Raw genomic sequence first — 20,647 nt, forward strand, 5'->3', positions numbered from 1 at the left:
CCGTGTCCCTGCTGGAGGTCTCGGACCTGTCCGTCACGTACGCGACGAAGAAGTCCCCGCCGACGCACGCCGTGCGCGGGGTGAGTTTCTCGATGGCGGAAGGGGAGTGCGTCGGCCTCCTCGGCGAGTCCGGCTGCGGGAAGTCCACATTGGGCAGTGCGCTGCTGCGGCTGCTCGACCGCCCCGCGGCCATCACGGGCGGCACGATCCGGTTCGACGGCACCGACATCACGACGCTCGACCAGAACGCGCTGCGGCCGTTGCGGTGGCGGCAGCTGTCGACCGTGTTCCAGTCGTCGATGAACTCGCTCAACCCGGTGCTGACGGTCGAGGCGCAGTTCAGCGACATGTTCCGCACACACACCTCGCTGACGGACCAGGAGATCCGGGCGCGCACGGCCGAGTTGCTCGAGATGGTGCTGATGGAACCGTCGTACATGCGGTTCCACCCGCACGAGCTGTCCGGCGGCATGCGGCAGCGGGTGGCGCTGGCCCTCGCGCTGGCGCTGTCGCCGAAGCTGGTGGTGCTGGACGAGCCGACGACCGGTCTTGACGTGGTGGTGCAGAAGTCCATCATGGACAGTGTGCGGACGCTGCAGCGGGAGCACGGGTTCGCGGTGTTGCTGATCAGCCACGACCTCGGCACGGTCATGGAGGTCGCGGACCGGGTGATGGTGATGTACGCGGGGTCCGTCGTGGAGTCGCGTTCCGTCGGCGAGATGCTGCACCCGTACTCACGTGGCCTGCTCGGCAGCCACGCGGACCCGCGCGCGGAGACGGTCGACGTCACCTACATCCCGGGCCGCCCACCGGATCTGTCGAAGCCCGGCGACGGCTGCCTGTTCGTCGACCGGTGCCCGGTGGCGCTGCCGGAGTGCGCCACGGAGGCACCGCCGCTGGTCCCGGCAGGCGACGGCCTGGTGGCGTGCCACGCGGCGCCGGAGGCGAAGGCGGACTTCACGGACTCGACGTTCGTGCGTTCCACCCGCACGCTGACCGAGGCGCCGCCGGTGCTCACGGTGACGGGCGCGCACAGGACCTACACCCGGCGCCGCACGTCGGTGACCGCTGTCGACGACGTGTCGTTCACGTTGCGGCGCGGGCGGGTCACTGCGCTGGTGGGGCAGAGCGGCAGCGGCAAGTCGACGATCGCGAAGCTGATCACGGGCATCGAACGCCCGGACAGCGGGACCGTGATGTTCGGCGACGTGGCGGTGCACCGGCTGCGGGGGCGGGCGCTGCGGCGGTACCGCAAGGACGTGCAGCTGGTGTTCCAGGACCCGTTCTCGGCGCTGAACCCGGTCCGCACGGTGCGACAGACACTCGTCCGCCCACTGCGCAACCACCTCGGACTGTCCGAAAAGGAGGCACGGTCGCGGATGGCGCCGTTGATGGACGCCGTGGGACTGTCCCCGGTGTTCCTGGACCGGTACCCGCACCAGCTGTCCGGCGGGCAGCGCCAGCGCGTGGTGGTGGCGCGGGCACTGGCGCCGGAACCGTCGATCCTGATCGCGGACGAACCGATCTCGATGCTGGACGTGTCCATCCGCGCGGAGATCATCGAGCTGCTGGACCGCCTCGTGCACGAACGAGACCTGGCAATGCTGTACATCACCCACGACCTGCTGTCGGCGAGGCTGCTCGCGGACGAGGTGCTGGTGCTGAACAAGGGCACGGTGGTCGAGGACGGCCCGGCGATCGAGGTGATCCGCAACGCGAAGGCCCCGTACACCAAGCTCCTGCTGGACGCGCTGCCGGACCCGGCGCGCTCCGGACGCGCAGCGCCCGGCCCGGCGGCGCCCTGAAAGACGCAGGTCAGCCCCCGCCGCGTGCCGCAAGAGCTGTCAGTCGGCGTACACCGCGTAGCTGAAGCCCTCCATCCGCAGCCTGCCGTCGTCCAGATGGGTGCCTCGGCCGAGCACCAGCGTGCCCGGCACCGGGATGTCCGTCGTGACCGCTTCGAACGCGGGGTTGACCGCGACCGTGAACCTGTCGCCGCGGCGGTAGACGAACGGGTAGCCGGGGTTGATGATCTCCACGGCACCCGAGGCACCCAGCGCCGGGTTGGCCTTCCGTAACGCGATCAGCTCCCGCACCAGGTTCAGCAGCGAGTCAGGGTCCTGCCGCTCGTCGGCCACGTTCGGCCGGGTCGGCGACGGGTGCGGCGGCAGGTAGGTCACCTCGGGATCCGCCTTGTCCCACTGCATCGGGGTGCGGGATCCCGCGCGGTTGTAACCCGCGCGGGGGCCGCCGAGGACGCTGCCCTCGAGGTCCGGCAGCCCCGGCTGGAACTGCATGCCGATCTCGTCGCCGTAGTAGATCGCGGGCAGCGTGGGCCACGTCAGGATGAACACCATCGCCGCGCGGGCGTGGTCCGCGGTGCGCGAGCCCGACACCAGCCGGGGGAAGTCGTGGTTCGCCGACGGCAGCACGACGTGCCCGTCGTCGCCGATCACGCTCGTCGCGGTCGCCCACTCCGCGAGGAAGTCGTACACGCTGCCCTCGCCGGACGCGTCGAAGAAGCACGGCCGCGTCCGGTACGAGTGGTCGTACACGGCGCCGTTGTGGAACAGCGACCGGTACGCCTGGCTGGTGCCGAAGTGCAGGAAGAAGTCCGCGTGGAACCCGGAGGGCACCGACACCTGCGGCTGCGCCCACTCGCTGAACAGCGCGGCCTCGGGGTGCGCGTGGTCGAGCCAGTCACGCAGCTCCCGCCACAGCGCGGCCGTCTCCTTCTTGCCTGGATCGTCCTTCACCAGCGACGACGCCATGTCCACCCGGAAACCGGCGACCCCGGCCCGCAGCCAGTAGTCCATGATGTCGCGTAATGCCTGGCGGTTCTCCCTCGGCCCCGGCGCGTCGACCGGCAGGCGCCACGGCTCCGCCGCGTCCTTCCGCCCGTACCCGAAGTTCAGCGCGGGCTGCACCGGGAAGAAGTTCGGCAGGTAGAAACCCTCCCGGCTGCCCGGTGAGGGCTGGAAACCCGCCGCCTGCCGGTCCGCCCAGATGTAGCGGTCGTCGGACGGGTCGTCGGCCGACCGGACGAACCACTCGTGCTGGTCGGACGTGTGCCCGGCCACCAGGTCGAGCAGCACCCGGATTCCCTTGCGGGACGCCGAGTCCACGAGCTTCGCCAGGTCGTCGCGGCTGCCGTAGCGCGGGTCGATCGCGTAGTAGTCGGCGACGTCGTAGCCCGCGTCGCGCATCGGGGAGGCGAAGCAGGGGTTGAGCCAGACCGTGTTCACGCCCAGCCACGCCAGATAGTCCAGTTTGGACTCGAGGCCGTTCAGATCGCCGATGCCGTCGCCGTTGCTGTCGGCGTAGCTCTGCGGGTAGATCTGGTACATCACGGCATCGGGCAGCCAGGCGGGCACGGCCATGAACACTCCTCGCTTTACTGCCGGGTCAGTCGCAGCGACCGGATCCCGGGCATGGGTAGCTCGACGGCGACCGAAGCGACACCATCGTCGCCGACCGCCACCTTCGCAAGGTACTCGATCGGGAGCTCGTCGGAGGAGCGCAACGTGGCCCACTCCTCAGCGGTCGGCCAGTCGCCGCCGTCCATTTCCCGCCACACGCGGCCGATGTTCGCGTGCTCCTCGTCGACGCGCGCCGACTCGACGGCGTACGTGCCTGGCGCGAGACCGGACACCGTCACCGTCACGGCCCTGGCCAGCTCCGCCGCACCGTCTATCTTGGACTGATCGAGGGTTCCGTTCCACACCAGCACATCCACGCTGTCATCGGCGCGCGTCGCCAGTGCCTCGACGAGCGACTCGCCGCCGTCGCCTGCGCACGTGGCGGGAATCCGGCCGCCTGCCAGCCGCGACAGCAGGTACAGCGCCCAGAACCGCGGCTTGCGCAGGTTGCCGACGGTCAGCAGGCCGAACCCGCCGTGCAGCAGCCGGGGCGGCCAGCCCAGTTCCTCGAACTGGTCGGAGCACACCCAGTACGCGAGGCAGTCGGTGGAGGCGAGCGCGCTCTTCATGCCGTGCAGCACGAACGGCGCGGAGAACACCGAGTCGCTGACGCGGTGGAAGTGCGTCGGCGTGACGCCCCACTCGGTCCACAGGATCTCCGGCTCCGGCTTGCCGGTCGCCGCCGCGAACGAGCTGGTCAGCGGCCGCATGTCCAGTGGCGCGTTGCCGTAGGTGTGGGTCGAGACGAAGTCGACCGGCACGTCGTGTTCGCGGCAGTGCTCCAGCAGCGCGCCGACCCAGCCTGCCGCGGCCGAGGACGGGCCGCCGACGCGGATGCGCTCGTCGACGGCCTTGATCTCGCGGACGGCGATCTCGTACAGGCGGTGGTAGTCGTCCTGGGTGCCGTTCCAGAACACCTCGAGGTTGGCCTCGTTCCAGACCTCGAACTCCCAGGTCGCGACCTCGTCGGCGCCGTAGCGCTCGCGCAGGTGGACGGTCAGGGCGCGCACCAGCTCGCCCCAGCGCTCCCACTCGCGCGGCACGGACACCTGCGCCCGGTACTCGAAGACGGTGTAGTCCGGGTCCTTGGTGAGTTCCCTCGGGATGAAGGACAGCTCGACGACCGGCTTGAGGCCGGTCGCGAGGAAACGGTCGTAGACCTCGTCGAGTCCGGCGAAGTCGAAGCCGCCGTCCGCGTCGACGGTCACGGTCTCCGGCAGGAACGTGCCGTGCGCGCGGACGGTGCGCACCCCAAGCTCGTCCTTCATGATCCGCAGCGCCTCGGCGTACTCGGCGGCCACGTCCGACCCGCCCGCGCCGGGCTTGTCCCAGATCAGGAGCGAGAAGTGCTCGGCGCCGATCATGCGGCGCCACACGTCGGGCAGCGGGGTGGGGGTCGCGGCGGCGTCGACGGCGACGGTGACCGCGCCGGTGCCACCATCCGGTGCCGCGGTCACGGCGTCGGACAGCGCACCCGCCCCGCTGTCGCTCCAGGTGGCGACCTTGTAGTGGTAGGTGGCACCCGGCTCGACCATCGTGTCGGCGTAGGGCGGGCAGGGGACCGCGAGCACGTCGCCGCCGAGGTGGTCGAGCGGCGTGAACGGGCCGTCGGCGCTGGTGGCACGGTGCACGAGGTAGCCGAGCGCGCCGTCGACCGGCTGCCATTCGAGGTGCACGAGCGCGGTGCCGGGCGTCGCCGTGAGCCCGGACGGCGGCGGCAGCTCGCTGATGCCGGTCAGCGGCCTGCCGGTGGGTTCGGTGCTGGGCAGACCGATGCGCCGTTCCCAGTCCTGACGTGCGGTCGTGTCGGTCACAAGCGGCCCCCTTGGCGATGTAAGCGCTCCCTGTAAGCGCATACACTAGGTGGGTCGCGGAACCGTCGCAAGGGAGCCGAGGGGATCAGCGCGGCGCCGGGTCGGGGCAGCCGCAGCTCGCCCGCCGGGTCTGCGTGACCGGGAGCATCACCGAGCGTGGCTCGCGCTCCGGGTCGGCCAGGCGCTCGACCAGCAGGTCCACCGCGGTCTCGCCGAGGCGGCGCATCGGCTGGGTCACCGTCGTGAGGCTTGGCCGGACGACCCGGCCGAGCGGGATGCCGTCGAAGCCGGCGACCACCACGTCCTTTGGCACCCGCACACCCTTGCGCTCCAGCACGTCCAGCGCGCCGACCGCCATCTGGTCGTTCGCGAACACCATCGCCTGCGGCCGGGTGCCCCGCTCCAGCAGCCGGCGCGCGGCCTCGCGGCCACCGGCCTGGGTGAAGTCACCCCGCGCGTCCGGCTCGGGCGGGACCGGCAGGTCCGCCGCCCGCAACGCCTGCTGGAACCCGGCGAAGCGAGCCTGTGCGTCGGGGGAGTCGTCGCCGCCGCCGACGAACGCGAGCCTGCGCAGGCCGTGGTCGGCGATCAGATGCGTGGTCAGCGCGAACTCGCCGTCGAGGTTCGCGACCTCGAGGTGATCGAGGTGGTCGATCTCGCGCGGCCCGGCGATCATCACCACCGGCAGCCGCCGCGACATCAGCTCCAGGTCCTCGATGGCGACGGTGCGGGCCAGCACCGCGAACCCGTCGACCCGCCCGGCCACCGACGCGACCAGGCTCTCCGGGCCACCGGCCAGCGACGCGGCGATCAGCAGCGCGTACCCGTGCCGCCGAGCCGCCCGCTCCATGCCGCGGGTGATCTCGTCGGCGTACAGGGTCTGCTCGGCGTCGTCGTCATCGAGGTCGGGGTCCGCGTAGTCCGGGAAGCACAGGCCCAGCACGCCGGTGCTGCGGGAGGCGAGGCCGCGGGCGTTGCCGCTCGGCACGTAACCCAGCTCGCGCGCCGCCGCCAGCACCCGGTCGCGCGTCTGCTGGCGGACCGTGTCCGGGTTGCGATACACCCGGGACACGGTCGCGATCGAGACGTTCGCCCGCTCGGCGACGTCGTACACCGTCGGTGCCCCCACCAGCGACCTCCTGCATGTAAGCGCATTCAAAGGATCAAGCTACCGCTGGACCCCCAGGTCGGCAACATGCCATGAGCGCCACAGCTCCGCGTACCGGCCCCCGGCGGCGACCAGTTCGTCGTGCGTGCCGTTCTCGACCACCCTCCCGTGGTCCAGCACCAGTATCCGGTCCGCCATCACCGCCTGTGTCAGCCGGTGCGCCACGATCACCGTCGTGCGGCCCTCGGTGGCGGCGAGCGCGGCCCGTTCCAGGTCGCGCGCACCGGCGCTGCCCGCCTCCGCGGTGGCCTCGTCGAGGATCGCGACCGTCGGGTCGGCCAGCACCAGCCGCGCCAGCGCCACCTGCTGCGCCTGCGCGGCCGTGAGTGCGTGCGCGCTCTCGCCGACCACGGTGTCCACCCCGGACTCCAGCGCCCGCGCCCAGCCGTCCGCGCCTACCACTGCGAGGGCCGCCCAGACCTCCTCCTCGGTCGCGTCGGGTTTCGCGAGCCGCAGGTCCTCGACCAGCGGCCCGGAGAACACGTGCACCTCCTGGCTCAGCATCGCGAGGTGCCGGGCCCGGTCCAATTCGCCGACCGGCACACCGCCGAGCGTGACCGTGCCGCGCTCCGGGGCCAGCAACCCCGCCGCGATGCCAGCGAGGGTCGTCTTGCCCGCGCCGGTCGTCCCCACGACCGCGAGCCGCGTCCCGGCGGGTACGGTCACCGACACGTCGTCCAGTACGAGCGGTTCCTCGTAGCGATGGGCGATCCCGGCCAGCGCGAGCGTCCCGTCGGACGGCTCGCGCACCCGCGTCGGTCGCTTCGGCGGGTCGAGGTCCGCGACCCCCACGAGCCGCGCGAGGCTCGCCCCCGCCGCCTGCACCTCGTCGAACTCCATGATCAGCGCGCCGACCGGGTTGAACAGCCGGTGGAAGTACAGTGCCGCCGCGGTCGTCGCACCCACGGTCACCAGATCCGCGCGCACCAGCAGGAACCCGGTCGCGAGGATCGCGGACAGACCGACGAACTCGGACCGGTTCATCCGCGCGACCAGCCGCGTGAACAGCCGGAACACCCCGATCGACAGGTCCATCGCGGCGCGGGAACGGTCGTTGATCGCGGCCGTGTGCTCGTCCTCGAGCCGGTAGGCACGCACCGTCGGCGCCGCCTGCAGCGCGGAGACCATGGCCTGCGCGCGGTCGCCGATCGCGACCCTTTCCTTGGCGTAGAACGGACCCGAGCGCGGCAGGTACCAGCGGACCGCGAGCACGTAGAACGGCGCGGCCGCGAGCCCGGCGAGGCCGAGGCGCCAGTCGAGCGCGAACATGCCGCCCGCGGTGAGCACGACGGTCAGCAGCGCGGCCACGAGCGTCGGACCGGTCTGGCTGATCGCGGACGTCACCACCGACACGTCGTCGCCGACCCGCGACAGCAGGTCGCCGGAGGAGACCTTGTCGAGGGTCGGTGCGGGCAGGTGCAGCGTGCGGTCGAGGACGCGTTCGCGCAGCCGCGCGAGGACCGTCTCGCCGAGCCGCGCGATCAGGACCGCGGCCAGGCCGGCCAGCACGCCGGTCAGCAGCGCGGCGACGCCGATGATCGTGGCCGAGGTGAGGATGTCGCCGCGGTCCGCGCCTGCCGCGATGTCGTCGACGAGGTCGCCGAGCACCCAGGGCGCGACGAGCCCGGCCGCGCTCGCGGCGACGGCCGTGAGCCCGGTCAGAACGCCCAGCGCGGGCAGCGCACGGACCTCGGTCCACAGGGCGGCCGCGGTGCGCCGCGCGGAGGCAACGGGAAGCAGCTCGCTCACGACCGCTCCTCGCAGGCTCCGAGCGGCCCGCCCAGCATTGTCTGTTTCGCTACGCAAGCTCCGCTCTGCATTGTCTGTTTCGCTCCGCAAGCTCCGCTCACCGGAGCACCGCCTCCTGGTAGCGAGCGTCCACTTCGGACAACTCGGTGTGGGTGCCGGTCGCGACCACCTTGCCGTCGGCGATGACCACCACGCGGTCGGCGACCGCCAGCAACGCGGGACTCGACGTGATCAGCACGGTGCTCGCGTCGCCGCGCAACTCCGCGATGCCGTGGGCGATCCGCTCCTCGGTCATGGCGTCCACCGCCGTGGTCGGGTCGCGCAGCACCAGTACCGGCGGTGCCGCGGCGAGCGCGCGGGCGAGCCCGATGCGCTGGCGCTGCCCGCCCGACAACGTGATGCCGCGGTCGGCGACGGGATGGTCGAGGCCGTCGGGATGCGCGGCCACGATGTCCTCCGCGGCGGCGGCGCGGAGGGCGCCGGACGGCTCGTCGGACATGAGGTTCGTGCGCAGTGTGCCCTCGAACAACGCCACGTCATGGTGCTCGACCAGCACCTCACGCCTGCCGGTGGCGAGTTCGAGCTCCGTCGCGGGTACCCCGCCGATCGTGATCGTGCCCTCGTACTCGTCCGGCGGCACCGTGCCCGACAGCAGGTCGACGAGCGCGTCGCAGTCGCGTTGCTCGTAGCCGACCACACCGAGCGTCTCGCCCGGTCCGACCGCGAGGTCGAGCCCGGTCAGCGTGCGGTAGGTGACGCCGTCGATGGTGACCCCCCGGTCGGGGAGCGGGCCGGTGCGGGTGCCCGGCGTCAGCACTGTCGGCGCGGACAGCAGCGCGGCCACCCTGCTCGCCGACGCGCGGGCGTTCGCGAGCAGCTGGCCCGCGATGGCGAGCAGGCGCACCGGCTCCGCGATGAACTGGGCGAGCCCGACGACCGTGATCAGCTCGCCGATCGTGATCGTGCCCTCGACCGCCAGCCAGCCCGCGAAACCCGCCACCGCCGCGAGGAACAGCCCGCTGACCGCGGCCGACGTGCCCTGGTAGACGCCGTTGGTGGTGGCCGCACGCAGGCTCGCCGCCAGCGTGGTGCGGCTGGAGCGGCGGTAGGCGGTGGCGGCGCTGTCCTGCGCGCCGATGCCGCGCAGCGCGCGGACCCCGCGCACGAGGTCGGTCGCCAGCGCGGTGGTGTGGCCAGCGGCCTCCTGCGCGGCGGCGGCACGGCGGGTGAGCAGTGGCCCGAGCATTTGCAGTATCGCGACCAGCACCGGCACCCCGACGAGCACGGCCAACCCGAGCGGGACGTTGATCGTGAGCAGCGAGACGGCGGCGACGGTGAGTGCGGTGGCCGCCGCGGGCACGAGCGCGGTCGCGTGCATCGCGGACATGGCGCGTTCGGCGTCGGACGTCGCGATCTGCATGATCTCGCCTGCCCGCTGCCCGGTGCGGTGGCCGCGCGGGTCGAGCACTCGCGACACCACCTCGATGCGCAGTTGGTGGGTCTCCCGTTGCTGCGCCACCACACCGAGCCGCGCGCCGAAGCGCCAGCAGATCGTGAGGCTGGTGAAAAGCGCGGCCAGCACGGCGAGCCACAGCAGGATTCGCGTGGTGTCGCCGGTGCTCACGGCCTGGTCGATGGTCACGCCGATCAGGACGGGGACCAGGGTTTCCGCCGCCTGGTGCCCGCAGAGCAGCGCGGTCGCCGCGCTCAGGCGGCCGCGGTGCCGCCGGAACGAGCGGAGGAGCAGTCCTCCGCCGGTCAGTGCTGTCATGGTCCCCCTCCAGGTGTTAGGTAACCCTAAACTGGAGGGGTCGCAGGCAGGAAAGTGCGGTGGCGCTCCAGCTGTCTGGGACGAAGGCTCAACCCGACAACGACACCGGGATCCATCGGACCCGGTGTCGTTGTGTCTGGTCAGATGCTGGACGCTGTGCTGATCGTTGACGATCGTGTAGCGCGATGCCGTGGTGCCAACTGCGATGGTCGTGACGTGACGTGACGCGAAGGGAGGTCGGCGACCGGCATGCTGTGGTCGTCCAAACCTGTTGAGGTGTTCGAACCCGGCCGGCTCCGGCTGGTGCGGACCCGGCCGCCGGTGCTGTCAGCGGACGAGCGGAGGGCTATGGATCGCGCGTGGGATGAGGCGATCCGGGCCAACCCGGCTTTGTACGACGGTCCTGCTGTGGTGTGCGTGGAGTTTGAACACCAGCCGGCGACATCAGTGCTGACCTTGGTGTGGGCGCCCGTGAGCTACCGGTACTTCTCGTTGCGCCGAGTTCCTGGCGTGCAGACGGCCCCTTGTGTGTTTGCGGCCGTTGTCCAGCCGACTGTGGAGGGTGGCTTGTTGGTCGGGCGGACGTCGTCGGCTACGGCGGTGGCGGGTCGGGTGCAGCTTCCCGGTGGTGTGGCCGAGCCATCTGCCGATCCGGCCGGCGATGGGGACGACACCTGGTTGGCACGTGAGGCAGCACGCGAACTGGCGGAGGAGACGGGCATCACCGCGTCCTCGGCGAGGCTCAAGCTCTGCATGGTCACGCGCACATCCGGGGGCAATGTCGGAGTCATTTTCCGTGCACCCGCGCTTCCGGAAAATGAGGTCCGTGATCGGTTCGCCGCACTCAAGGCTCGTGAAGTTGCCGCCGGTCGCACACCGGAATTCGACGATGTGATGACCGTGGCATCGATTCATGAGCTGGCGGAGCTGGGCGGCCCGTACGCGGATTCGTCGATTCAGGTTGTCCGCCACTACCTGGACTCGATTTCGCAGTCCAGTTGACACTGTGGGGGTTGGTTGTCGACGATGTCGGGTTGCCTGCCTTAAAGCCTTCCCGCCCGGGACCGGCGTGGAGACCGCATGACTGGCCCCATCATGAATGGCCTGCCCGGCCCCCTACAGGGGCGGGCAACCCGTGCATGGTCAGGCTGGTTGAGTGCTGAGGTGTGCGCCGACCGCAGCGAGTTTGGCTACGGGCTGTTCGTAGCCGCGTTCGAGGTAGCGGGTGCCGGTGATGGTGCTGGTGCCCTCGGCGACGAGCGCGGCGAGGACGTAACCGAATCCGGCGCGCAGGTCCGGGATGACGAGTGCTGATCCGCTGCCAGTATCCGCTTCGTCATCGGTTGAGTCATCGCTGGCTGGGGCCCGCCACGGACGCAGCCTCGGCGGTCTCCGACGCGCTTACTTCCGTGCTCGCGGTCACAGAATGTGCTGGCGGTGGCGCGGCTTCGCCGACAGAGACCGTCTCCGTGCTGTAGAGGCGGTTGGGGTAGACGATGCCGCCGGTCAACTGGGCTTGAAGCAGCGCCGTGCGAGCAGATTCCTCCAGGCGCAGCATCAGATCGACGGTCTCCTCCATCTCCCGGCCAACGGTGAACGCGCCATGGCGGTAAAGGGTGAACGCGAGACCGTGCCGTTCCATCTCGGCGGCGCGCGGGGCGATCATGTCCTCGAGTTGGGGTCGGTATTCGAGCAGGCTGATGGCAGCGACGTCCCCGCGTTGCTCCATGCCCTCCGGCAGGTCCAGCGGCGTCGGGTTGGCCAGGTAGCGGGCTTTGACCGTGGTGTCGTCGGCGTGCAGGCAGGGGACGTTGCCGAACATGTCGGCGCGGTTGATGACGCTTGGCACTGGAATTCCCAGTGACGCGAATGCCAGCGTGTACGGGGCGTGGGCGTGCACGATCGCGCCTGCTTTGGGCAGCAGTCGGTACAGGTCCAGGTGCATCGGGGTGCCGGACGCACCAAGCCCACCCGTTTGCTCGACGATCCGGCCGTTCGGGTCGAGGACGATGAAGTCACGCACGGTGGGCTTCCATCGGTCGAACGCGATCCGGGTGCGGGACATCAGGATGTTCCCGTCCGGCAGTCGCACTGACACGGCACCGCCGGCCGGGTTGAGGGCCTCCCAGGCAATCAGGTCCTCGACGACCCGGGTCAGGTGCTGACGGTGCGATTGGTAGCGCATGACAACGCTCCTTCCGTAGTGATGTGGTACGTGCTGGTGGTGTTGGGTGGACGTACGGTGCTGCCAGCGGGAATCCACGCGGTCGGATCGGTGTGCGGGCGTCGCTGAGCTGGAGCACGTCACCCAGTAGCGGTCACGCCGGGTTCATGCCGCCGCCAACGGCGTGGCCTGCCGGTCCAACAGCAGCTCCAGGTACTGGGCGGCGCACCGGCCGGGCGTGTACCAGGCGTCGGCCAGCGCCCGCGCGGATCTGCCCATGCGGACCAACGGCGCCCGATCTAGCGCGGCTTCGAGCAACGCTTCGACGAGCGCGGCAGGCTTATCCGGGTCATACACCCGGCCGGTGAGCCCGTCGATGACCAGTTCCGGACTGGCGCCGGCCGTCGGAACCAGCGCGGGAACGCCCACGCCGGCCGCGTCGATCACCCCGCGCCCGAACCCTTCCTGCACGGCGGCGGTGACCAGCAGGTCATACCCCGCCAGCTGGTGCGGTAGGTCATCCACGTGACCAAGAAACCGGACCGGCGCGTCCAGTTCAGCCACCAAGCGCTCCAGATCGGGCTGGTGGGAACCCGGCTCGCCGAACACGTCCAGCTGGGTCGCGATGCGCAGCCGGGGGTCGGCGACTGCATGCACCAGGGTGTCCAGTCGCTTCCACGGCACCGTCCGCGCCACCGTCGCCAGCAGCAGCAGCCGTCCCGTCTTGGGTCGGGCGCGGGCTGGCACCACGGCCGGAATGCGGACACCGTTCGGGATGGCGACGACGTGCCGAGCGCGCGGAGCATGGTGCCGCAACGCCGTCGCTGAGGCATGTGAAATCCCCACCCAGACCGGTACCGTGACCAGTAGCTCCCATGGCAGGTTGGCGATTGTGCGCTCGACCAAGTCACCGCTCGCCGGATCGATCACCCGTAACGTCTGCTCGGCGTCGACCACATGGCGAACAACGGGGATGACCCGCGCGTGTGGTACAAGCGTTACGTCGGCGGCAACCGTGCGATGGCTCGAAATCACAACCATCTGCCGGTCGCGCTCTACAGAGCACGCCCGGGTGAGCGTGTGCTGATACTCGCTCCAGGATGCCACCTCGTGGACTTGAGCATTCCCAGCATCAGAAGCAGGCGGGCCATCTCTGCGCCACCAAATCACCTCAACCGCTGGCACCAGCCGCGCCAGATTTGTCGCCAACTCGATCACAGAATCCTCCGCGCCACCCCGCGCGGTGGTCACCCACGTCAAGATCACGTGCGGAATCATCCGACGCCTCCGAATTCACTCCGGTTACTTGTGCACTGACAGTGAAACGTCAATTACGGTGTTTCGGGACGTCCCGCCCGCTCCGCGCGAACGACGTGCGAGTTACGGGAACCGTCTTGCCAACAACCCGGTTGTGCGCTAAAGCCAGGCCGGTTTGCCGGAGAGGTGGCCATGCAAGCAGTAGGGAAAGCTCTGCGAGACGCGCGGCTACGACGCGGCCTGACACAAACCGAGGCAGGCGCTCGCACGGGATACTCCGGGTCAGCGATCTCGCGGATCGAGAACGGCGGTCCAATCGAACTCAACACGCTGCTCGACCTCGCCAAGTGCTACGACGTCGATCTCTGGCAACTAGGAATCGGTAACGTTCCTCCGCGTCCCGACCCGGACAGCGGAGGGAGCGATATGCATCGACGACAGTTCCTCGCCATGGCAGGACTGTCGGTGCCAGTCTGGGCACTGGCGCGACTCGACGAGTCTCTCACCCTGATGCCCGACCCCCCTGGCCCGGTTTCCGCGACGGCCGCGGCCGACCACCTAGACCGTTGCCGTGCCCTCTACGACAAAGGCCGACACACCGACCTCGTGACGAACCTGCCCGACCTACTGGCCGCCGGTCACCAGCACGCAGAGTCGACCGGCACCCCACACTCCTGGGCTACGCTCGCTTCCAGTTACGAGCTGGCCACCCACATCCTGTCGAAACTGGGCAGCCACGACTCAAGCCGCTTGACCGCCGACCGAGCCGTCATCTACGCACGACACGCCGAATCACCGGTTACGATTGCAACAGCTACCCGCGCACTGAGCATCGTACTGCGCCATCAACAACTCGCCGACCTCGCGCAACGAGTCAATCTCGACGCGATCACCGAGATCGAGAAGTCCGGACTGAACACCCCAGACGAACGGACAATGTTCGTCCAGATGCTCTGCTCCACTGCTTACGCCGCCGCCCGATCCGGCGATCACGACCGCGCAAGCGAACTGACCCGCGACGCCGACCAAGCCCTGCGACTGCTTCCGCCGCAACCCCGCTGCGCGGCGACGCCGGTCAACGCCACCGCGCTCACTCCCAAGCAGGTCCAGCTCTACAAGGTCAGCATGCACAACGCACTCGGGGACTCAGCAGCGGCACTCGAAGCCGCCCGCACGCTGCACCCCACCATGTTCCCCACCGCCGAACGACGCGCACGCCTCTTCGCCGACCTCGCCAACGCCTGGTGGCTACACGGCCGTCCCGATCAATCCGCTAAAGCACTGACCGCAGCCTACCGCCAAATACCAGGCGAAGTCGTCAACCGGCCCGCAATCCGAACGCTGGCAACCAACCTAATCACCAGTCACCCGCAAACCCCCGACGTCCACAGACTACGATCGATCCTAACCCCCGACTAGCGCGACGTATTTCAGCCTGGACGCAACCTATGCGTTGGGGCCTGGGCGCTTCCGTCAACAATTGGTACGGACCGAGAAGCAGGCTCGCAGGACCGACGACTTCCACTTAACCAGTTCTGCCGCCAACCCGGACACGTCGCCCGCGTGGTTTCCACGTTGTGGACGCTTTTCCCACACCGTTGACCACGGGTCCGCGGGGTGTTGCGATGCAAGACATGACCCCAGCTCTGACCAAGCGACGTCACGTCGACTTCGTCCGGGTCTGCGCCCAGGCGTGTCCCCGCTGGACGGGGCCTTAGCCCTTCCTTCGTCCACTCCCTTGCGCGGCAACAGCTTTGCCGCGCCATCCCGGTATGTCGAGGAGTGACTGTGTGTCCACGTTGGAACTTCTGGAACGGATGAGGCCATGACCATTCGCCTGCACTGGTTCCTGCCCACCACCGGCGACGGCCGCACGATCGTCGAGCGCTTCCACGCCAACCGTTCCCTCGGTCCGGCCGCAGCACGCAAGCCGGGCATCGACTACCTGGCACAGGTCGCGCGGGCGGCGGAACAGCTCGGGTTCGAGGGCGTGCTGACCCCGACCGGCACGTGGTGCGAGGACGCGTGGCTCACCACGGCCGCGCTGATCCGCGAGACGACGACGCTGAAGTACCTGGTCGCCTTCCGGCCGGGCGTCATCTCGCCGACGCTGGCCGCGCAGATGGCGGGCACCTACCAGCGGATCTCGGATGGCAGGCTGCTGCTCAACATCGTGACCGGCGGCGACTCGGTGGAACAGCGCCGTTTCGGCGACTTCCACGACCACGACGCGCGTTACGCCCGCACCGACGAGTTCCTGTCGATCGTGCGTGGTGTGTGGAGCGGCGAGCCGTTCGACTTCGCGGGCGAGCACCTGTCGGTCGAGGGCGCCACGGCGATCGCGCCGCCCGATCCGTTGCCGGACATCTACTTCGGCGGTTCGTCGCCTGCCGCGCTGCCGGTCGCGGCCAGGCACGCGAACGTGTACCTGACGTGGGGCGAGCCGCCCGCGCAGGTGGCGGAGAAGATCGCGAAGGTACGCGCGCTGGCGGGCGACCGGGAGATCCGGTTCGGCATCCGCCTGCACACGATCTCCCGTGACACGTCGGAGGAAGCGTGGCGGGAGGCGCAGAAGCTGCTGGACGCGCTGGACCCGGCGCAGGTCCGCAAGGCGCAGGAACAGCTGGCGGCGAGCGAGTCGGAGGGGCAGCGGCGGATGGTGGCGCTGCACGGCGGCGCCCACGGCGGTGACGCGCACTCGCTGGAGATCTATCCGAACCTGTGGGCCGGCGTGGGACTCGTGCGTGGCGGGGCGGGCACGGCGCTGGTCGGCAGCCACAAGGAGGTGGCCGAGCGGATCGCGGAGTACCACGCGATCGGGATCGAGGAGTTCATCTTCTCCGGCTACCCGCACCTGGAGGAGGCGTACTGGTTCGGCGAAGGGGTGCGCCCGCTGCTTGTCGTATAACCCGTTAAAGGGGTATACATGGGGTCATGCCCAAGATTAACGTGTACCTCCCGGACGACCTCGCCGAGAGCGTGAAGGACACCGGCCTGCCGGTCTCCGCGATCTGCCAGCGTGCCCTGGAGCAGTCGGTGAAGCGGGTGACCGCGATCCGCGCCGTCGGCGACCTGACCGGCACCGACCCGACGGCGGCGCTCACGTCGTTCACCCAGCGTGCCAAGGACGTGCTGAACCTGGCGATCACGGCGGCTCGCGCCAGAGGCGCGGCGGAGGTGGGGACGCGTGACCTGCTGCGCGGCATGATCGAGGAAGGCAGCAACCTGGCACTGCGCGTACTGCGCGCGATCGACATCGACCCGGCGAAGGTCCTTGGCGAGCTGCCGCCGCCATCTCCGTCGTCCTCGGAAGGGGCCGCGGCGCGGTTCGGCGTGACCGCGGCGAACGCGCTGGAGCTGACCGTGCTGGAGGCACTGACGCTGGGCCACAACTACGTCGGCTGCGAGCACCTGCTGCTCGGCCTGGTCGCGGAACCGGACGGGACCGCGGGTCAGGTGCTGCGCGGACTGGGCGCGGAGGCCCGCCAGGTACGGCAGGTGGTGTCGGCGGCACTCGCGGGTTACGTGCACCTGCAGGCAAACCAGGGCGGCGCGGCCGCGCTCACCACGGCCGTGGGCAAGGCACTGGAGCCGGTGCTGCGCCGCCTGGACCGCCTGGAGGAGCAAGCGGGGCTGACCTAGTCATCGTCGCGGATCGTGGCGGTCGGCGTGTCGCCAACGCACCGCAGCCGCACCTCGATCTCCCGCTCGCCGGAGAAGAACTTCACCGACGGGTGATCGTCGAGCTCGTCGTCGTCGGAGTCCACGCCATAATTCTGCGCGGGACTCGCCGACATGATGCGCACGAGACCGGCCTCGCACCGGGAGATCACCGTGCCGCCAACGGTCGCCGTCGTCGTGTCCTGCGGTGGAGGGGGTGCCGACGACGACGGCGGAGCAGGCGAGGTCCGCGACTGGCTCGTCAGCAGCTCGTCCACTTCGGACTGGCTCAGCGGGTCCTGCCCGGCGCCGAAGATGTCGGTCCCGATGGCGGCCACGGCGGCCAGGCCGACCGCGGTCGCGGCCGCGGCGGCCACCAACCACAGCACGAACCCGGTCGTCAGACGCACCACGCCAGTATGCCCATCCGATGGTTAAGACCCTCCTAACGTGCCCCTATCGCGCACGACTCGGCACCGGACACCGGCTACGGTCGCACTCATGGCCCAGGTACTCGTCGTCGAGGACGACGCGACGATCCGGTCGTCGATCATCCGAGGGCTCACCGACCGGGGGCACGCGGTGGTGTCGGCGCCGACCGCCATGGCCGGGCTCGAGCAGGCGGTGAGCACCCGCCCGGACGTCGTCGTGCTCGACCTCGGGCTGCCCGACCTCGACGGCACGGCCATGCTGGCGATGCTGCGCGGCGTCTCCGACGTCCCCGTCGTCGTCGCGACCGCCCGCGACGACGAGGCCGAGATCGTCGCCGTCCTCGACGCGGGCGCCGACGACTACGTGGTGAAGCCGTTCGGGATCGCGCAGCTCGACGCCCGCATCCGCGCGGTCCTGCGTCGCGGCGTCGAGGAACAGGCCGACCTGACAGTCATCGTCGGTGGTCTCACCGTCGACCCCCGCTCCCGCCGCGCGGTGCTCGACCAGCAGGTCCTCGAGCTGACGCCGCGCGAGTTCGACCTGCTCCACCACCTTGCCGTGCGCGCGGGCGAGGTGGTGTCGAAACGCGAGCTGCTCACCGAGGTGTGGCAGTTGCCATACGGCGGCGCCGACAAGACCGTCGACGTCCACCTGTCCTGGCTGCGCCGCAAGCTCGGCGAGACCGCGCAGCAACCCCGCTACCTGCACGCGGTCCGCGGCGTCGGCGTCCGGCTCGCGGCGCCGGAGGCATGACGTGCGGCGGCGCGTACTGCTGCTCGTCGCGGCCACCACCACGCTCGTGCTGGTGGCGTTCCTCGTGCCGCTCGCGTTGCTGGTGAAGAACGTCGCCGCCGACCGAGCCGTCCAGCGCGCCACCGTCGAGGCCCAGGCGCTGACCTCGTTCGTCGCCACCACCGACCGGCCCTCGCTCGCCGCGAGCGTCCGGGAGGTCGACGCGAGCTCCGTCTACGACGTGACCGTGTTCCTGGACGGGGACGTGCTCGGTGCGCCCGCCACCCGGTCGCCGCTGGTCACGCTCGCGGAGCGCGGGGTCAGCCAGTCCGGTGAGGTGCCCGGCGGCAGGGAGATCGTGTTCGCCGTCGACCGAGGTACCGAGCCGACCGCGGTGATCCGCACGTTCGTGTCCGACGCCGAGCTGGCGGCCGGGGTGCCGCGTGCGTGGCTGCTGCTCGGCGGGCTCGGCGTCACGCTGCTGCTCGTGAGCCTGCTCGTGGCGGACCGGCTCGCCCGCACCTTCGTCCGGTCCACAGTGGACCTCGCGGCGGTGTCGCACCGGCTGGGCAGAGGTGAGCTGGACGCGCGGGCGGACACGTCCGCGCCGGGTGAGCTGGGGGTGGTCGCGACCGCCCTCAACGGGCTCGCGGGCCGCATCGACGGTCTGCTCGGTGAGGAACGCGAGACCATCGCCGACCTGTCCCACCGCGTCCGCACGCCGCTGACCTCGCTGAAGATGGAGGCGGACGCGTTGAGCGATCCCGAGGCGGCGGAACGCATCGGCGCCCGCGTCGACGCCGTCAACCGGGTGGTCACCGACGTGATCCACCAGGCCCGCAGGCGCGGCGACCCACCGGCCGTCGCCGACGCGGCCGAGGTCGTCACCGACCGCGTCGCGTTCTGGGCGGTGCTCGCCGAGGACACCGAACGCGACCTGACCGTCGACGTGACGCCCGGCCCGCTGCCGGTGGCGTTACCGCGCGCCGACCTCGAGGCGTGCGTGGATGCCTTGCTGGGCAACGTGTTCGCGCACACCCCGCATGGCACGGCGTTCCGCGTGACACTCGCCGCGCGGCCGGATGGCGCGGTGCTCACCGTCGACGACGCTGGCCCAGGACTGCCAGGTGGGCGCGCGTTGCTGCGTGGCGTCAGCGGGTCCGGCTCCAGCGGCCTCGGGCTCGACATCGTGCGGCGGGCGGCGGAGCGCACGGGTGGCACGGTGCGGTTCGAGAGTGCCGACGCGGGTGGTCTGCGGGTCGTCGTCGAGCTCTTAGGCCCGCGTTAACCGTCGGGAAGCGCGCCGATAGGCCGCCCGGCGGCACCGTTGCTGTCATCAACCAGCAACGGAAGGAACCGACATGACCAGGAAACTGCTCGTCGGCGCCATCGTCGCGGGGGCGCTGGCCGTCACCGCGGGCACCGCGTTCGCTCTCTCGTCCGGTGACCAGCCGTCGCCGGACGCGACCTCGGCCCCGCCCCCGACCTCGTCGTCTTCTTCGACGCCGACTTCTTCGTCGACCTCGGAAACCACCCCGACCTCGTCGAGCGCCGCGCCCGCGCCCGGCGGCATGTCCGCGAACGACGCGGCCCGGGTCGTGCAGGAGCGCATGGGCGGCACGGTCCACGAGGTCGAGCGTGAGGTGGAGCACGGCAGGCTCGAGTGGAAGGTCGAGATCACCGCACGCGACGGGATCACCTACGACGTCCGCGTCGATGCCGCGACCGGCGACGTCACCCGCGTCGAGCAGGACGACAACCGGGACGACGACGGCGACGATGACAGCGACGATGACAGCGACAGCGGCCGCCACGGCGGCGACGACCACGGCGGCGACCGCCACGGAGGCGATCGCGACGACGACTGAGTCCGCGTTAACCTGCGGACGTGAGCCATGACATCGCCGTCCGCTCCGTGAACGCGTTCGAGTTGGCCGCGTACAGCCATCAGCTCGAACGCCTCTACCGGAAGTGCTTCACCTCGCCGCCGTGGCACGAGCCGGAGGAACGGCTCGCGGCCTTTCAGGGCCGGCTCGGACAACACATGGCCAACAGCGGGTCGGGCGGGGTCGTGGTGGCCGATGGAGACGAGCTCGTCGGCGTGGTCTACGGCTGGCCTGCCGGCCAGGAGCTGGCGTCCGGCTCACCGTTCGACGACGCGCTGGCCACCGCCGCCACCCCGGCCATCGCCCGGCGGCTCGTCGCGCCCGCGGTGGTCGTGGCGGAGCTGATGGTCGACCCCGGTCACCAGCGGCGCGGCATCGGCCGCGCGTTGCTCACCCGCTACGTCGAGGACTGGCCCGCCGCGTGGCTCGCCACCCACCCCGAGGCGCCCGCCGCCACCCTGTACCGGCAGGAAGGGTGGCAGCAGGAGTGCGAGTTCTCGGTGGGGGAGAACGATCCGATGGTGGTATTCACGTGGCAGGCCGCCAGGAAGTCGTATTCGATGCCATGAAAGGCGCTTTCGGGACGCTAACGTCC

The 20,647-nt window shown here is 70.3% G+C and carries 18 protein-coding genes; 10 read left to right on the top strand and 8 right to left on the bottom strand.

Annotated features, from left to right (window positions below):
* Positions 1-2 precede the first annotated feature (2 nt).
* The gene (locus WBA97_RS04040) at positions 3-1,805 is read left to right on the top strand and encodes an ABC transporter ATP-binding protein (protein WP_424229300.1); all 1,803 of its coding nucleotides are present in this window, start codon (positions 3-5) and stop codon (positions 1,803-1,805) included.
* Between the two features lie 39 nt (positions 1,806-1,844).
* Here the strand turns inward: WBA97_RS04040 and WBA97_RS04045 are convergent, their stop codons facing one another.
* From WBA97_RS04045 to WBA97_RS04065, 5 genes are all read right to left on the bottom strand, one after another.
* A complete protein-coding gene (locus WBA97_RS04045) occupies positions 1,845-3,380 on the bottom strand; it encodes an alpha-amylase family glycosyl hydrolase (protein ID WP_424229301.1) in 1,536 nt (511 codons plus the stop codon).
* Between the two features lie 14 nt (positions 3,381-3,394).
* Complete coding sequence (locus WBA97_RS04050; RefSeq protein WP_424229302.1) at positions 3,395-5,233, bottom strand: GH39 family glycosyl hydrolase; 1,839 nt, start codon at positions 5,231-5,233, stop codon at positions 3,395-3,397.
* A gap of 85 nt (positions 5,234-5,318) precedes the next feature.
* Complete coding sequence (locus tag WBA97_RS04055) at positions 5,319-6,362, bottom strand: LacI family DNA-binding transcriptional regulator (RefSeq protein WP_424229303.1); 1,044 nt, start codon at positions 6,360-6,362, stop codon at positions 5,319-5,321.
* 39 nt (positions 6,363-6,401) lie between these two features.
* Positions 6,402-8,150, bottom strand: coding sequence for an ABC transporter ATP-binding protein (locus WBA97_RS04060; protein WP_424229304.1), 1,749 nt, complete (start codon positions 8,148-8,150; stop codon positions 6,402-6,404).
* A 97-nt stretch (positions 8,151-8,247) separates the two neighbouring features.
* Entirely contained in the window at positions 8,248-9,921 is a 1,674-nt protein-coding gene (locus WBA97_RS04065) for an ABC transporter transmembrane domain-containing protein (RefSeq protein WP_424229305.1), read from the bottom strand.
* A 249-nt stretch (positions 9,922-10,170) separates the two neighbouring features.
* On the opposite strand from WBA97_RS04065, the gene WBA97_RS04070 reads away from it, so the two are divergent.
* Together WBA97_RS04070 and WBA97_RS04075 are read left to right on the top strand one after the other, a co-directional pair.
* Positions 10,171-10,923, top strand: coding sequence for an NUDIX hydrolase (locus tag WBA97_RS04070; RefSeq protein WP_424229306.1), 753 nt, complete (start codon positions 10,171-10,173; stop codon positions 10,921-10,923).
* A gap of 150 nt (positions 10,924-11,073) precedes the next feature.
* Positions 11,074-11,235, top strand: coding sequence for a hypothetical protein (locus tag WBA97_RS04075; protein ID WP_424229307.1), 162 nt, complete (start codon positions 11,074-11,076; stop codon positions 11,233-11,235).
* 34 nt (positions 11,236-11,269) lie between these two features.
* Here the strand turns inward: WBA97_RS04075 and WBA97_RS04080 are convergent, their stop codons facing one another.
* Both WBA97_RS04080 and WBA97_RS04085 read right to left on the bottom strand, forming a co-directional pair.
* A complete protein-coding gene (locus WBA97_RS04080) occupies positions 11,270-12,106 on the bottom strand; it encodes a class II aldolase/adducin family protein (protein WP_424229308.1) in 837 nt (278 codons plus the stop codon).
* Between the two features lie 144 nt (positions 12,107-12,250).
* Positions 12,251-13,336 (bottom strand): glycosyltransferase family 4 protein, encoded by a 1,086-nt coding sequence (locus WBA97_RS04085; protein ID WP_424229309.1) that lies wholly within the window; start codon positions 13,334-13,336, stop codon positions 12,251-12,253.
* Between the two features lie 198 nt (positions 13,337-13,534).
* Between WBA97_RS04085 and WBA97_RS04090 the strand changes: the two genes are divergently transcribed.
* From WBA97_RS04090 to WBA97_RS04100, 3 genes are all read left to right on the top strand, one after another.
* Complete coding sequence (locus tag WBA97_RS04090) at positions 13,535-14,761, top strand: helix-turn-helix domain-containing protein (protein WP_424229310.1); 1,227 nt, start codon at positions 13,535-13,537, stop codon at positions 14,759-14,761.
* Positions 14,762-15,167: 406 nt separating this feature from the next.
* The gene (locus WBA97_RS04095; RefSeq protein WP_424229311.1) at positions 15,168-16,250 is read left to right on the top strand and encodes an LLM class flavin-dependent oxidoreductase; all 1,083 of its coding nucleotides are present in this window, start codon (positions 15,168-15,170) and stop codon (positions 16,248-16,250) included.
* A 26-nt stretch (positions 16,251-16,276) separates the two neighbouring features.
* A complete protein-coding gene (locus WBA97_RS04100) occupies positions 16,277-16,984 on the top strand; it encodes a Clp protease N-terminal domain-containing protein (protein ID WP_424229312.1) in 708 nt (235 codons plus the stop codon).
* Here WBA97_RS04100 and WBA97_RS04105 read toward each other — a convergent pair.
* Complete coding sequence (locus WBA97_RS04105) at positions 16,981-17,412, bottom strand: hypothetical protein (RefSeq protein ID WP_424229313.1); 432 nt, start codon at positions 17,410-17,412, stop codon at positions 16,981-16,983. The two genes, WBA97_RS04100 and WBA97_RS04105, sit on opposite strands and share 4 nt — an antisense overlap.
* A gap of 91 nt (positions 17,413-17,503) precedes the next feature.
* Between WBA97_RS04105 and WBA97_RS04110 the strand changes: the two genes are divergently transcribed.
* From WBA97_RS04110 to WBA97_RS04125, 4 genes are all read left to right on the top strand, one after another.
* Positions 17,504-18,187, top strand: a complete 684-nt coding sequence (locus WBA97_RS04110; protein ID WP_424229314.1) for a response regulator transcription factor — start codon at positions 17,504-17,506, stop codon at positions 18,185-18,187.
* Position 18,188: 1 nt separating this feature from the next.
* The gene (locus WBA97_RS04115; protein WP_424229315.1) at positions 18,189-19,454 is read left to right on the top strand and encodes a HAMP domain-containing sensor histidine kinase; all 1,266 of its coding nucleotides are present in this window, start codon (positions 18,189-18,191) and stop codon (positions 19,452-19,454) included.
* Between the two features lie 73 nt (positions 19,455-19,527).
* Positions 19,528-20,034: a PepSY domain-containing protein gene (locus WBA97_RS04120; protein WP_424229316.1), complete on the top strand. Its 507-nt coding sequence runs from the start codon at positions 19,528-19,530 to the stop codon at positions 20,032-20,034.
* A 20-nt stretch (positions 20,035-20,054) separates the two neighbouring features.
* Positions 20,055-20,621, top strand: coding sequence for a GNAT family N-acetyltransferase (locus WBA97_RS04125; RefSeq protein WP_424229317.1), 567 nt, complete (start codon positions 20,055-20,057; stop codon positions 20,619-20,621).
* Positions 20,622-20,647: the final 26 nt, after the last annotated feature.

It is taken from the genome of Actinophytocola sp., assembly GCF_049647105.1.
Lineage (GTDB): Bacteria > Actinomycetota > Actinomycetes > Mycobacteriales > Pseudonocardiaceae > Actinophytocola.

Coding starts and splice junctions, on each gene's coding strand:
- WBA97_RS04045 (WP_424229301.1), bottom strand. CDS start 3,380: ATGGCCGTGCCCGCCTGGCTGCCCGATGCCGTGATGTACCAGATCTAC.
- WBA97_RS04065 (WP_424229305.1), bottom strand. CDS start 9,921: ATGACAGCACTGACCGGCGGAGGACTGCTCCTCCGCTCGTTCCGGCGG.
- WBA97_RS04070 (WP_424229306.1), top strand. CDS start 10,171: ATGCTGTGGTCGTCCAAACCTGTTGAGGTGTTCGAACCCGGCCGGCTC.
- WBA97_RS04080 (WP_424229308.1), bottom strand. CDS start 12,106: ATGCGCTACCAATCGCACCGTCAGCACCTGACCCGGGTCGTCGAGGAC.
- WBA97_RS04090 (WP_424229310.1), top strand. CDS start 13,535: ATGCAAGCAGTAGGGAAAGCTCTGCGAGACGCGCGGCTACGACGCGGC.
- WBA97_RS04095 (WP_424229311.1), top strand. CDS start 15,168: ATGACCATTCGCCTGCACTGGTTCCTGCCCACCACCGGCGACGGCCGC.
- WBA97_RS04100 (WP_424229312.1), top strand. CDS start 16,277: ATGCCCAAGATTAACGTGTACCTCCCGGACGACCTCGCCGAGAGCGTG.
- WBA97_RS04110 (WP_424229314.1), top strand. CDS start 17,504: ATGGCCCAGGTACTCGTCGTCGAGGACGACGCGACGATCCGGTCGTCG.
- WBA97_RS04120 (WP_424229316.1), top strand. CDS start 19,528: ATGACCAGGAAACTGCTCGTCGGCGCCATCGTCGCGGGGGCGCTGGCC.